General features: G+C 34.6%; 11 protein-coding genes, 1 tRNA gene and 1 pseudogene. 12 read left to right on the top strand and 1 reads right to left on the bottom strand.

Annotated elements, in window-relative coordinates; all coding sequences use genetic code 11:
• Nucleotides 1–23: 23 nt before the first annotated feature.
• Nucleotides 24–1,262, bottom strand: a complete 1,239-nt coding sequence (locus B5X53_RS15815; RefSeq protein ID WP_079714203.1) for an APC family permease — start codon at nucleotides 1,260–1,262, stop codon at nucleotides 24–26.
• A gap of 349 nt (nucleotides 1,263–1,611) precedes the next feature.
• On the opposite strand from B5X53_RS15815, the gene B5X53_RS15810 reads away from it, so the two are divergent.
• The 12 genes and pseudogenes from B5X53_RS15810 (at nucleotide 1,612) to B5X53_RS15760 (ending at nucleotide 13,419) form a co-directional block, all read left to right on the top strand.
• Nucleotides 1,612–2,508 carry an alpha/beta fold hydrolase gene (locus tag B5X53_RS15810; RefSeq protein WP_079714202.1) on the top strand — a complete coding sequence of 299 codons (897 nt, stop codon included), beginning with the start codon at nucleotides 1,612–1,614 and terminating at the stop codon, nucleotides 2,506–2,508.
• Between the two features lie 298 nt (nucleotides 2,509–2,806).
• A tRNA-Pro gene (locus B5X53_RS15805) sits at nucleotides 2,807–2,880 on the top strand.
• Nucleotides 2,881–3,195: 315 nt separating this feature from the next.
• A pseudogene (locus B5X53_RS19680) lies at nucleotides 3,196–3,324 on the top strand (site-specific integrase); the annotation flags it as partial.
• Nucleotides 3,325–3,630: 306 nt separating this feature from the next.
• The gene (locus B5X53_RS19400; RefSeq protein ID WP_232764088.1) at nucleotides 3,631–4,290 is read left to right on the top strand and encodes a site-specific integrase; all 660 of its coding nucleotides are present in this window, start codon (nucleotides 3,631–3,633) and stop codon (nucleotides 4,288–4,290) included.
• 284 nt (nucleotides 4,291–4,574) lie between these two features.
• On the top strand, nucleotides 4,575–4,958 hold the full coding sequence (locus B5X53_RS15795; protein ID WP_101023046.1) for a site-specific integrase: 384 nt from the start codon (nucleotides 4,575–4,577) through the stop codon (nucleotides 4,956–4,958).
• A gap of 734 nt (nucleotides 4,959–5,692) precedes the next feature.
• Nucleotides 5,693–6,805 carry a GDP-mannose 4,6-dehydratase gene (gene gmd, locus B5X53_RS15790; protein WP_079714200.1) on the top strand — a complete coding sequence of 371 codons (1,113 nt, stop codon included), beginning with the start codon at nucleotides 5,693–5,695 and terminating at the stop codon, nucleotides 6,803–6,805.
• A 24-nt stretch (nucleotides 6,806–6,829) separates the two neighbouring features.
• Nucleotides 6,830–7,993, top strand: a complete 1,164-nt coding sequence (locus B5X53_RS15785) for a GDP-L-fucose synthase family protein (protein ID WP_079714199.1) — start codon at nucleotides 6,830–6,832, stop codon at nucleotides 7,991–7,993.
• 37 nt (nucleotides 7,994–8,030) lie between these two features.
• Entirely contained in the window at nucleotides 8,031–9,359 is a 1,329-nt protein-coding gene (locus B5X53_RS15780; protein WP_079714198.1) for a lipopolysaccharide biosynthesis protein, read from the top strand.
• Complete coding sequence (locus tag B5X53_RS15775; protein ID WP_079714197.1) at nucleotides 9,328–10,230, top strand: polysaccharide pyruvyl transferase family protein; 903 nt, start codon at nucleotides 9,328–9,330, stop codon at nucleotides 10,228–10,230. Before B5X53_RS15780 ends, B5X53_RS15775 begins: the two co-directional genes overlap by 32 nt.
• 55 nt (nucleotides 10,231–10,285) lie before the next feature.
• Nucleotides 10,286–11,182 (top strand): glycosyltransferase family 2 protein, encoded by an 897-nt coding sequence (locus B5X53_RS15770; protein ID WP_079714196.1) that lies wholly within the window; start codon nucleotides 10,286–10,288, stop codon nucleotides 11,180–11,182.
• Nucleotides 11,183–11,293: 111 nt separating this feature from the next.
• Nucleotides 11,294–12,262, top strand: coding sequence for an exostosin domain-containing protein (locus B5X53_RS15765; RefSeq protein ID WP_079714195.1), 969 nt, complete (start codon nucleotides 11,294–11,296; stop codon nucleotides 12,260–12,262).
• Nucleotides 12,259–13,419 carry a glycosyltransferase family protein gene (locus B5X53_RS15760; RefSeq protein ID WP_079714194.1) on the top strand — a complete coding sequence of 387 codons (1,161 nt, stop codon included), beginning with the start codon at nucleotides 12,259–12,261 and terminating at the stop codon, nucleotides 13,417–13,419. The genes B5X53_RS15765 and B5X53_RS15760 overlap by 4 nt, the downstream gene beginning before the upstream one ends.

Here is a 13,419-nt window from a genome sequence, read left to right as displayed (position 1 = left end):
CTTAAGTTTTATAAAATTTCAACTTACATATTTCCCTGGGTTAGGTTGTAAAGGTTGTAACCAAATAAAATCAGGATAGTAAGCAAGGCAATAACAGTAGGAATCGGAATGTTATTTACATTTAGAGGAATATGAAAAGGAGCTTTTTTATTATTCATTCTGTTTTTATACCGAAAAATTAATAAAGAAAAATTCACCATTCCAAAAACAATAAAAATAAAGATGTTACTGATACTGGCCACCATTTTTAAATCTCCGAGCAGTCCGAAGCCAATAGCCATCAGTGCTATGGCAATAATGGCGTAATTTGGAGCATTTCCTATTCCTGAAATAGTGGTAAACTTTTTTAACCAGTTTACTTCGCTATCCCGGGCGACATCATAGAGTAGGCGGGAGGTTCCCAGGATATTACTCAGAATAGTTTTGCTGGTTGCGAAAAGAGCTACTACAACGAGTCCCGTAGCACCAGCTGTACCCAATTTAGTTTCTATTACTGCAGCCAAGGGACCTTCGGATTCTGAAAGTTTTTGCCAGTCTAGAACACTAACTGAACTTATGGCGATTAGAACATATAAAACAAGGACAGCCAAACCACTTAAAAGTACACCTTTAGGCATATTCTTTTCAGGGTTTTTGGTTTCTTCTGCCATTTTCACCAGATCTTCAAATCCTATATAACTAAAGAAAATTAAAGCACTACCGGCTATAACTCCATTCCAGCCAGAATCATTAAGCTTGGTTAGATCTGTAGAGCCAAATTCGGGAATACAAACTGCAATAACTGCCGCAAGTCCCGCGAGGGTTATAACCGTAGCGACTGAATTATAATAAGAACTGTATTTAGCGCCAAAGATATTGAATAGGGCCATTAATGCAACTATACCTATTACAATTATCCACGCCGGAAGATCCCATAATCTATTTAGGTAACTGGCAAAGCTAATAGCTATGGCAGCGGCTGCCACCACACCGGTAAATACCATAAAAATAGACATAAAAAAAGCCGGCTTTTTGCCCAGGCTTTGCTTAATATATTCAAAACTTCCACCGGAATCGGGGAACCGACTAACAAATTCGGCGTAAGATAATCCCGTTAAAAGAGCCACTGTTGCAGCAATAATAAAACTTAGCCAAAGCATATTCCCCCCAAGCGCTGCTGCTTCTCCTATAATTGCATAAATACCGGCACCTACAATACCACCAATTCCAAACATTAAGATGTCCCATAATCCCAGAGACCTTTTAAGTTTCTTTTCTCCCATACTTACAATTTAAATTTATTGTAATGAATGACTAAAAGTTTTAACGTCATCTAAGAAAAAAATAACATTCTGTTTGAATTTTACGAACTTGTGGAAATCGGAAGATTTACTCGTAATCAAATTTGAATGCCGCGTAGTTTCATTCGTAAATTGAAAAGTTGTTACCTATGAATGCCACTTGAGCTTGTTTCGAGGGAGTTTAACATTCTTTGTCTTAATTCAAAGATATGTTTAACTACCTTATTCTAAATCACAAACTCTTCCTTTATTGAATATCCAACAACCCAATTCCAATCATAATCTCTTTATATAATTTTTAGTTTTATTAAATTAGAACAAACCTTATATTATGAGTGGGAAAAATTCTATTGAATCGGTTATCGAGAAGCACGAAGCTTCCGGGAAATATTTTAATGTTAAGGGTCTTCAATGTTTTGCCCTGGATCAGGGTAAAGGTGAAGCTGTATTATGTCTACATGGCGTACCTACTTCTTCTTTTTTATATCGAAATATCGTTCCCGTATTAGCCGACAAAGGATATAGGGGAGTAGCTATCGATTTTCCTGGTTTAGGCTTTTCTGACAGACCGGAAGATTTTGATTATTCATTTTCTTCTTTAGCCAAATTTTGCGCTGAAGCAGCTAAAAGTTTAGGTTTGGTTAAATACCACCTACTTATTCACGATATAGGAGGCCCCATTGGATTTACACTGGCGGCAGAAAATAGAGATAAGATTTTGTCAATTACTGTTCTTAATACCTGGATAGATGGGGTGAATTTTAAAAAGCCATGGCCTATGCGCCCTTTTGAAAAACCTGCATTGGGTGAAATTGAATTGGCCACCATACAATATCCTACCTGGCAAATCATGTTTAATAAAATGGGCGTAAACGATAGCTCGGCAATTCCAGAGAACGAGATTAATGCTTATGTAGATATTTTAAAGCGGTCTGATGGGGGCGATGCTTTTTTAAAAATTATGAGAAGTTTTGATAATTCAGAAGAATTTAGAAGTTTATGCTATAAAGCAGTACAAAATGTGCCTTATCCTATACAGGCAGTTTGGGGTGCAGACGATCCTTTTCTCACCCTTGACCATCATGGGCAAGAAATAAAAGAAGCAGCGGGGTTATCTAACATTCATCAATTAAGTTCGCGTCATTTTCTACAGGAAGAAAAACCGATGAAAATAGTCGCGAAACTGGAAGAAATTATTCAAGAATCTAAACAAATTCTTCCGCGATAAGAAAAAAATAGATGAATATTACCGTTTCTTAATTTTTGTACTGTCAGTTTTTTTAGAATTGAGTTTCCATAATTTATCCACTTTTAAATAAAGGAAGATTTAAACTAATTGAGCAATATGGTTTTATAGATTAGTTCTTAAAAAAGGAAGATTTCGCTTTGATAATAGTAAATAAGCCCTTTAATTTGTGGCCTGAATTACATAGATGACTTAGGCTAGCTCAAGGCAAGTAATTCGACAAAAAAGATCTTTTAAATAAGGAATTCTAAAAGATGAAATTTGAGCAGATAAGAACAATCGGGATGTGGCGCAGTCTGGTAGCGTATACGCCTGGGGGGCGTGGGGTCGCAGGTTCAAATCCTGTCATCCCGACTTTTACAAGTTATATTTTAACATAAAAAAAGGGTAATTATATGGTTTTCATGTAGTTACCCTTTCTTTTTATGTGAGTTAATCGTGAGTTCACGGTGAATTTGAGAGTTAATCGTGAGTTATTTTTTTGTATTTTTAGCTTACCGGTACCCCATAATTATGTATTGGTAGTTTGACTTTCGCCTTAATTAATTGTTTCATTTAAACAACAAAGCTAGGCGTACCAGTCAAACCTTTTCCATTTCTTTTATAATCCCAAAGAAGAAACAACAACCAGAATCAGCTATCCTCTAAGCCTGATTTACCGTAAACGGTAAATCCCTTGAAATCAGTTTAAAACGTAATATTTCGATTGACAAGTGGAATCAAGCTGCCAGCAAACTTACCGGTAACTGTTCTGAAAGCCGACTCATCAATAAAAAAATTGATGAAACCAAGGCGTAACTCTATGAAACCCATGACAGTCTTGTAGAAGATGGGATGCTTGTAACGACGGAGACGGTCAAAACTAGATTTCTGGGGAGTGACCAGCAACATTATACACTCATTTATTTGATCAAATATTATAAGAGGAAAATGGGCAAGGTTTTAAAGTATGTTACAATGAAAAACTATACAACTACGGAAAATTACCTCAAAGATTTTTTAAAGCCCAGTATCATACTCCAGATATTTAATTAAAACAGATTAATTACCAATTTACATTGGGATTTGAAAATCACATAAGAGACTTGCCCAGCTTCCAAAATAATGAAACATTTGGAACGCTTTAAAAAATTGATGCGCCTGGCCGAAGATTTAGTCTGGATTGAAAAGAACCTAACCAAAAGGTTTAAACTCCGCTTTGACCAGGTGGATATGATCTATCTATCCCAAGAAGAATTACAAAAAATAAAAAACCAAAAATTCAAAAGAGATACCCATAAAATTAACCGTGATATTTTCCTGTTCTGCTGTTATACGGGGTTGCCGTATGGTGATGTGAAGGATCTAAAGAAAAAGCATATTCAGATAGGTGTGGATGGAAAGACATTGATCTACACCCGAAGGATAAAAACCAATAAGATGCTTAGAATTCCACTATTGGAGGAAGCCGAAAGAATTCTGGAAAAATACCAGGATCATCCAAAAGTACATTCGAGTGATATTTTATTTCGGGTCCATTCCAACCAGAAAACAAACCAGTATCTAAGGGAAGTCACCAAAGCGGTAAAAATCAATAAGGAATTAAGTTTTCACTCCGCCCGTCATACTTTTGCCACAACTGTAATTTTAGCTAATGGAGTTCCCATAGAAACGTTATCTAAACTTTTGGGACATACAAAATTATCGACCACCCAGATTTATGCAATGGTAGTAGATTCTAAGATATCTCATGATTTATATATTCTAAGGAATGGCTTGAAGTAGTAGGAGGAAATTTGGCAGCCATTATTTTGCGTTTCTTTAATACCGTAAGTGCGTCGGAAGGGGCGCCCGTTTTTCAAATTTTATAGCTAAAAAAATAGGCCTAACAAAAGAAGAACTGAAGAAATTAGAAAATGAAAAGGATTTAAATGAAGCTAATCAACATGTTTTAAATATATGGCTATCAAGTTGTTATTCTGTACGAATAACAGATATTATTCAATTAAAAATAGACCGACTTAAAGGATAACCGATAATAATATAGGATTAAGAAAAATGATAAACTGGTGTCTCTAATTCCTACTAAAGCTCAGAATATTTTAGACTTGTACCTGCCACAGAAAAGTACCACCCGTAATTTAGTTTTTCCAGAATTAAGGGGCACTAATTTGGATGATCAAATAGAAGTTCGAAAAAGAGAAAAAACCATAACGCGTAATTTTAATAGACGATTAGTTCGAATTGCAAAATATTTGGGGATTGTGAAGAAGCTTACTATGAACATTGCAAGACTTAGTTTTGGAAATGTATCTGGGGATAAAATTTCTGTTCAGTTATTACAGCAACTTTATAGGCATTGCTCAATTACTACTACGATGATGTACCTATCAAATTTTATTAATACCCAAACTGATGAGGCTTTGAATAATGTGGTAGATTTTTTAAATTGATATTATTCTATCCACCTTTTTCGTTGTGAATCTTAATTGGGTCTAAGAAATGGTAACATGGAGTGAATTTATTTATTAAAGTCAATCAAGTTGTTCTGAATAGGGTTAAACATAAGCGAGCTCTGCAATACGTAAGCAAAGCCTCCTCAACGAAAGAAAATAATAACCTTATCTATATTGTTTATTGTAAGAAAATTCTTCAAATAAATACGTTAAAAATTTTAATTTAAATCAAATAATTCGTATGCTTAAAAAGGATAATTAGCTTTTTAAATGCATTTTTTTTTATATTATTCGATAACTATAGGGTAAATTATAATAATTAATAATTATATGTTAATTATTATAATTTATTATTGTTTTTTAAATTACTAATTAACAAGAATCTTGGTATTATATCGAAAAATACTTTTGATCCCAATCTTTATTTATATTTTTACTTCAAGATTAGATGTCTCTACCTTCTAATTAAAGCCCCCACCGTTACTTTTATTTATTGTATACCCTGCTACGAAAAATCACCCTAGGATTTTTTGTAATGACCCTATTATCTAAAGATGATAATAAAAAAATTGAAGTCCCCACTTCTTTTTTATGTAAATCCCCAACTAATTCCTTTTACACTACAGTGAATTCCCTTAAAAAGCAAAATGGGACTCACGACGGCGAAGCCATGTAATTTAATATATATCATTAGCCACAAGCGTTATTATAAATTTACTAAAAAGATTTCAATGAAAACAGCTTTAATCACAGGTATAACCGGCCAGGATGGTGCATATTTAAGCGAATTTTTGCTAGATAAAGGTTACTTAGTTCATGGAATTAAAAGGAGATCCTCCCAATTCAATACAGATAGAATTGATCATCTTTATCAGGATCCACATGTAAACAATCGTAATTTCATATTGCATTATGGTGATATGACGGATAGCACCAATTTAATTCGACTCATTCAGTTAATACAACCAGATGAAATCTATAATCTGGCAGCGATGAGCCACGTTCATGTATCTTTCGAAATTCCAGAGTATACAGGGAATACCGATGGATTGGGAACCCTTAGAATACTCGACGCCGTTAGGTTACTCGGTTTAGAAAAGAAAACACGAATATATCAGGCGTCAAGTTCCGAATTATATGGGAAAGTACAGGAAGTTCCTCAGTCTGAGACTACACCTTTCTATCCTAGAAGTCCTTATGCGGTTGCAAAGTTATATGCTTACTGGATAACTGTTAATTACCGGGAGGCTTACAATATGTTTGCCTGTAATGGAATCCTATTTAATCACGAATCGCCTGTAAGGGGTGAAACTTTCGTTACACGTAAAATCACACGGGCTGTTGCCAGAATTGCCCTTGGCTTACAGGAGAAAATATTCTTGGGAAACTTGGACGCCCAACGTGACTGGGGTCATGCTAAAGATTATGTAAGAATGATGTGGATGATTTTACAAGCAGATGAGCCCGAAGATTGGGTAATCGCTACAGGAAAAACCACTAGCGTAAGAGATTTTGTAAGATTGGCATTTGCAGAGGTAGGAATAGAACTGAAATTTGTAGGGAAGGGCATAAATGAAAAAGGCGTAGTAACTTATTGTCACAATCCTGATTTTAAAATTACGACAGGGACTGAAGTTCTATCTATAGATCCCAGATATTTTAGACCGACAGAGGTAGAATTACTTGTTGGAGATGCTTCAAAAGCAAAAAACAAATTAGGTTGGGTTCCGGAATTTGAATTGAATGACTTAATTAAGGAAATGGTAGAAAGTGATCTCAACTTAATGAGAAAAGAACAGTGCTTAAAAGATGTTGGTTTTACGGTTATGAATTATTATGAATGAGAATTATTTAGAAATAAGAAACTAATGAAAAAAAACGCTAAAATATACATAGCAGGACATACCGGTCTGGTTGGCTGTGCTATTCTGAAGCAGCTAGAATTTAAAGGCTTTTCTCAAATAATAACCAGAACTCATAAGGAGCTTGAATTAATGGATTGTATTGCTGTTGAAGAATTTTTTAGAGAAGAGAAGCCGGAATACGTTTTCCTGGCTGCAGCAAAAGTAGGAGGGATTATAGCAAACAATAATTATCGGGCAGAATTTCTGTATGAAAATAGTATGATACAAAATAATATAATTCATCACTCATACCTTAATAATGTTAAGAAGTTGATGTTTTTAGGAAGCACCTGCATTTATCCGAAAAACTGTAAACAGCCAATTAAAGAAGAATATTTACTAACAGGACCATTAGAATACACCAATGAACCTTATGCTGTTGCTAAAATAGCGGGAATTAAATTGTGCGAAAGTTATAATCTTCAGTATGGGACAAATTTTATAAGCGCGATGCCAACGAATTTATATGGCCCTGCAGATAACTTTAATCTTGAAACGGCCCATGTTTTACCAGCCTTAATAAGAAAGATTTATTTGGGCAAGGCCCTGGAGGAAGATGATTGGTTTAAAATTAAAGAAGATCTAAACTCCCGGCCTATAGAAGGAATTAATGGTAACGCTAAAAAAACTGAAATTTTAAGTGTTTTAGAAAAATTTGGTGTAAGAATAAAAAGAGCAAAATACCAGATAGATAACTCTAAGAAAGTGGTTTCCATTGAAATATGGGGAACTGGGACCCCCTATCGAGAGTTTATGTGGAGCGAAGAAATGGCAGAGGCGTGCATCTTTTTAATGGAAAACAGGAATTTTCAGGATATTGTATCAATTCAAGAGGATAATGAGAGTGCAATTCAGGAGGTTCGTAATACTCATATTAACATAGGAACGGGTAAAGAAGTATCCATCGCTCAATTAGCAGAAATGACAAAAAGGATAATTGGATTTAAAGGAGAGTTTTTTTTTAATACGGAAAAGCCGGATGGTACCTATCGCAAATTAACAGATATTTCCAAGCTGGAGGCTTTAGGCTGGAAGGCTCAGGTTGAATTAGACGAGGGAATAGAAAGTTTGTATAGTTGGTATAAGTATAGTATTTATAAAAAAATGGAATCCAAATTGAAAGCTTAGGTCATCTGAAAGCGGGACAACCAGCTATTTAAAAACTATGAAGGATCTGCTTCAAAGTATAAGTATTAAGATTGAAAGCGGATCTTTTATAACTAAAGGTCAAATAAGGCTAATAAGTTCTTTCCTGGTCGGTCAGGGGGTCGTACAATTTGTTCAATTATTTACCGGGTTTCTTCTTATAAGATGGTTGACAGTAGAGCAATATGCTCAATATAGTGTAGCCTTTGCTTTTCAATCTACTGCCCAGGTTTTAGTGGAGTTGGGTTTTTCCGGTTCTGTAATAGCACTAGTTGGATCAAGGATTTATGATAAGGAGGTCTTAGGTGGTTATATAAAAGCCGGTAAATTTTTTAGAAATAGGCTTTTTGCTGTTGTTGGAGCAACCTGTTTAGTAGGTTTTCCAGTTATAACTGCTCATCATAATTGGCCTTTTTATATAACATTATTATTATTGATTGCCATTTTAAGCAATTTATATCTTTCGGGAAACAGTGCCTTTTATGCAACCCCATTAATAATACACGCAAAACTTAAGAATTTTTACAGGATACAATTAAAAAGCGCTCTATTCCGCCTAAGCTTTCTGGGAATCCTTGCCCTTTTTTCAATTATCAATGCCTGGTTGGCTGCTTTGGGTACAAGTTTTTTGATATGGTATAATGGAAAACACTATAAAAATAGGTCTCAGGAGTATATAGCAGAACCATCGAGCAGCCCTTCTGAAACTAAAAAAGAAATGCTGCAGTACGTAAAACCGGTAATGCCCGGAATTATCTATTCAGCTTTTAGTGCACAAATTGCCCTTTTTCTTATAAGCATTTTTGGCAATACCCAGAATATTGCAGAGGTAGGAGCCTTAGGAAGGGTGGGACAGATATTTTTTATTTTGAATGCAGCGAGCTCAACTTTAATCGTTCCCTTTCTAGCAAGGCAGCCCAATGAGGGCCTAAGTAAAAAATATTTTTCAATTATCTCAGGGGCTCTAGCAATTGCAGCATTACTATCAATCATCGCATTCCTGTTCCCTCAACCATTTTTATGGATAATGGGTAGTAAATATGATCATTTAGATCGCGAAGTAGGCCTGCTAGTACTTAATTCCGCAATCATTTTCCTCAATGTGGTCATGTGGGATATGAATTGTTCAAGAAAATGGTTGTGGTATTGGATCCCAATAGTTAGTATCTCATCTAATATCCTGTTGCAGATATTTTTAATTTTTAAAATGGACCTAAGCACCACTTATAACGTACTTATTTACGCAATAATATTAAGTGTGTTTAATCTTTCAAACAAAGTCCTTGTTGGATTCATAGGTTTAAAAAAGACAAAAGATGAAGTTAATTTACTTTCAGAAGGTTCCTAATTTTGGAGATGCACTAAATCCCTTAATCCTTAATAGGTTTTTTCCGGGTTTTTTTGACGCAAATAAGGATGAGATATTTTTAGGTATTGGATCTATATTACATTTAGAATTTCCGCCTGAAACGAGAAAAATTGTTTTTAGCACAGGGTATGCGTATTATGGCGATTTGCCTAAAATTGATAAAAGCTACGAAATTTCTTGTGTTCGGGGTCCTTTGACGGCAAAAGTACTGGGGCTGGATTCAAAACTAGGAATAACTGACGGTGCTGCATTATTGAGGGAAATGTATTTCCCGAATGAAATAAAGATTTTTGATTATTCTTTTATGCCTCATCATGCGAGTATTCATTTTAACGACTGGAAAAGAATATGCAAGGAGGCGGGGTATAATTATATAGATCCTGCTGGAGACATTCAAGTGATCTTAAAGCAAATTTCACAATCTAAAGTTGTAATTGCAGAGGCTATGCATGGAGCTATTGTAGCAGATACATTAAGAGTTCCCTGGATACCGGTAAAACTTTATCCAACTATTAATGAATTCAAGTGGAGGGACTGGACGGAATCATTGGCGCTAGAATATAGACCCAACAACCTTCCCTCGATTTATTCCAGCCAGATGATAATTCAAAAAATTACAGCAAAATTTAAAGCAAAAGAGAAAGATCTACACGTGAGGGGTATGAGCAAAATATATGAAACTTACCAGGATAATTTCTTGAATAGAAATGTGGTTAAACAATTTGTCGGATTAAAGTCAAAGCAACAGTTCTTAAGTAGCGAAAGGTTATTAGATCGAAAGATCGAACAGCTTCTTGAAAAAATAGAAATGATAAAATCTACCTATGGTTTTCTTCAAAAGTCCAAATAAATCATAGGAATGCAATACGCTAATAATCTTTAGCGAAATAGTGAAGGTAATAACTATGAGTAACTTGAAATTTAGTGTAATAATCCCGACATGCCATAGAAATGAATTACTGGCAGAATGTTTAGAAAGGCTTTCTAAGCAGTATTACTCATTAGGTGAGATTGAAATAATCGTGACCGATGATGGGGAAATAAGCACGGCAGAATCTATGATTGAATTAAATTTTCCTTTTGTGAAATGGACTAAAGGTGCTGGTAGAGGGCCTGCAGCAAATAGGAATAATGGGGCCAGAGTGGCAAAAGGAAAATGGTTGATATTTACAGATGACGATTGCCTGCCAGATCCAAATTGGATTAAAGAATATGATAAAGCTGAGCAAAGTAATCCTGGAATTATGGTTTTTGAAGGACGAACCTATCCCGATAAACTGAAAATGGCATTTAATGAAGTAGCTCCAATTAATGAGACTGGAGGGCAAATGCCTTCTTGTAATTTTATGGTCTCCCGAGAATTATATTGGAAATTGGGAGGGTTCGATGAAAATTTCAAGTTCTATTTTGAGGATATGGATTTTAGCTATCGAATAAAATCGCTAGGATTCTCTTCTTTATTTCTCCCAAAGGCAGCAGTTTGTCATCCCTGGCGAAAAGTAGATTCCTTGAACTTTTGGAAGACCCGAAAATTTTACAAAGAATCTTATTGGAAATTCATTATTAAAGATGAAGATCTTTTTAAAGCACATAGTCCATTTTTCTTTTTAAAACAATTAATAAAAGATATTGTGCTAGATACACTAGCTAACTTTTATAAATTTAAAGGGAGAGGTATATTGTTTAACCTTTCTCACAGAGCGATTCATCTCGATCTTTTAATAAGAACACTTTTTGTTACTCAAGAGGAGCTTCAAAAAATTCGAAAGGAATATTCTCCTAATCATACTTCCCAAGTATAATTTATTTTAAATCTACCTTAAAAGATAGCACTTTGTAGGAGTTGAAAACTCCTACCAGTGATTTTTAAATTAAAACAAACCTAAGCTACTGTTTCAAAACAAAATAGTTAAATGAATTTATTTCTTACTTCTGCATATCCTTATCATCATTCTCAAAATTTTGCAGTTTCATGGTTAAAGGAGTCTGCCAGATTAGATACGTTTAAAGAACATTCTGTTTCAGATGATCCGGACGCTGCGGATATTATATTATTTACCGAACATCACCCACCTGAAGATCCGTATTTTTTTAAAGTACTAAAAAATGATTTATATAAACAATACCCCCATAAGTCAATTCTCTATACTGATATAGATAAACCTTTACCCTTGTTACCAAGCATTTTGCCATCAATCGAAAGTCGATACTATAGAAAAAGATTGGTGAGATCTGGACCTTATATAGCTAAGCAATATAAAAATGAATCTGTTCTTTTTAGAGAAGAAAGTACTGAAAGGGAATTTTTATTTTCTTTTATTGGAGCTGCAAGGACTCACACGATCAGACAAAGGATTCTGGACCTAAATTACTCTAACAGTTTTGTTAAAGATAGTAGCGCTATAAACCTGTGGGAATTGGATTCAAATACAAAAAAAATAGTTGAGAAAGAATATGCGGATGTTTCCTTAAACAGTCACTTTATACTATGCCCTAGAGGGGAAGGAGTAAATTCTTACCGTTTGTATGAAGCCATGGAAATGGGGATAACTCCTGTTATTATCTCAGATGACTGGGTTCCTATGAGGGGGCCGGATTGGGATGAATTTTCCTTACGTGTGGCAGAAAAGGATATTCAAGAAATACCAGATATACTATTGGAAAAGAAGGGAGAAGCTCGAAAAATGGGGAGGTTAGCTAGAAAAAACTGGGAAATGTGGTTTTCTAAAGAAGTATGTTTTCACCATATCGCATGTATGTGTGAAGATCTTATGAAATCTAGGGAAAGTGGAATTAATAAGAAGGTTTATACCTATAGTCAATTTTTGAGGCCCTTTCATACAAGAAATTTATTGAGATTTTATAAAAATAGTCTTTTATGAATATTCTTTTTATCTGTGGTTGTTTAGAAGGGGGGAAAGACGGGGTTGGAGATTATGTTCAGATCCTGGCAAAGGAATTATTACTCCAACAGCACGAAGTTGCAATTCTCGCAATAAACGATCCTTTTCTTTCAGTGAATGAAGAAGAAAAGATTGAAACAATCCTTTCATTAAGGCTTAGCAATAAAAAATCTTGGGGCTCAAGAGTAATAAAATCAAGAGAATGGATAGATGAAATAAAACCAGACCATATAATGTGGCATTTCGTTATTTATGGATACCACCCCAGGGGATTTAGTTTCAGGCCTATCCATATTATAAATAAACTATTGAAGAATTATTCACAGGTAAGTATCATGTTTCATGAATTATGGATAGGGGCTGCGAAAGAAGATAGTATAAAAAATAAAATAATAGGTGAAATCCATAAGCTCATCATTAAATATCTGGTTTGGGATTTAAAACCTGTAAAAGTGTTTACCAGTAATTCCACCTACATGGGCTTATTAAGTAAGGAAGGAATTCCTAGTTTTTTATTACCAATTTTCAGCAATATTCCATATATCCCTGGCGCTGAGATATTATTTGAAGATATACTAAATGCCAGAGGTATAGTAAATACTGAGGAATCTTTAAAGCTGGGGATTTTTGGAACCATTCCATTTGTATGGCAAAAGGAAAAATTTATATCACAGTTGAAAAAAACTAAATCTTCAATTACTTTATTCATTGCAGGAAGGTCAAATCAGTATACAGCAGCTGAACTTAAGGATGATTTAAAGAAAGAAATACCTTCCTTAAATATTATAATTCTTGAAGAACAACCGCCGGCAATTATTTCGGGATTTCTTCAGTATATAGATATGGGCATAACCTTAACAGCACCCCAACTTTTAGAAAAAAGTGGGGTTTATGCGGCTTATGTGGAGCATGGTTTACCAATACTTTTTGCCGGGCTCGATAAAAATTTCAATTGTGGAAACAAGGATTTAGTTGATGATAACCACCACTTGAAATGGGAATTAGATGGTTTCCCAGAACAGGTTAAAATGGAGAAATTTACCCCCAGAAATATAAAGGAAAAAATTGCACGAAATATTCTGGAAATAATAGGAGAAGCTCAAAGCAAAGTTTCTATCCCTTTGATTAAAATGTAA

The sequence above is a fragment of the Salegentibacter salinarum genome, from assembly GCF_900168115.1.
Classification (GTDB): Bacteria; Bacteroidota; Bacteroidia; order Flavobacteriales; family Flavobacteriaceae; genus Salegentibacter; species Salegentibacter salinarum.
Note: the sequence above shows the minus strand (reverse complement) of the source record. Positions and strands in the feature narration are given on the sequence as shown.

Bases quoted from the DNA above. Each gene is read 5' to 3' on its own strand.
- B5X53_RS15815 (WP_079714203.1), bottom strand. From the start codon at position 1,262: ATGGGAGAAAAGAAACTTAAAAGGTCTCTGGGATTATGGGACATCTTA.
- B5X53_RS15810 (WP_079714202.1), top strand. From the start codon at position 1,612: ATGAGTGGGAAAAATTCTATTGAATCGGTTATCGAGAAGCACGAAGCT.
- B5X53_RS19400 (WP_232764088.1), top strand. From the start codon at position 3,631: ATGAAACATTTGGAACGCTTTAAAAAATTGATGCGCCTGGCCGAAGAT.
- gmd (WP_079714200.1), top strand. From the start codon at position 5,693: ATGAAAACAGCTTTAATCACAGGTATAACCGGCCAGGATGGTGCATAT.
- B5X53_RS15785 (WP_079714199.1), top strand. From the start codon at position 6,830: ATGAAAAAAAACGCTAAAATATACATAGCAGGACATACCGGTCTGGTT.
- B5X53_RS15780 (WP_079714198.1), top strand. From the start codon at position 8,031: ATGAAGGATCTGCTTCAAAGTATAAGTATTAAGATTGAAAGCGGATCT.
- B5X53_RS15775 (WP_079714197.1), top strand. From the start codon at position 9,328: ATGAAGTTAATTTACTTTCAGAAGGTTCCTAATTTTGGAGATGCACTA.
- B5X53_RS15770 (WP_079714196.1), top strand. From the start codon at position 10,286: ATGAGTAACTTGAAATTTAGTGTAATAATCCCGACATGCCATAGAAAT.
- B5X53_RS15765 (WP_079714195.1), top strand. From the start codon at position 11,294: ATGAATTTATTTCTTACTTCTGCATATCCTTATCATCATTCTCAAAAT.
- B5X53_RS15760 (WP_079714194.1), top strand. From the start codon at position 12,259: ATGAATATTCTTTTTATCTGTGGTTGTTTAGAAGGGGGGAAAGACGGG.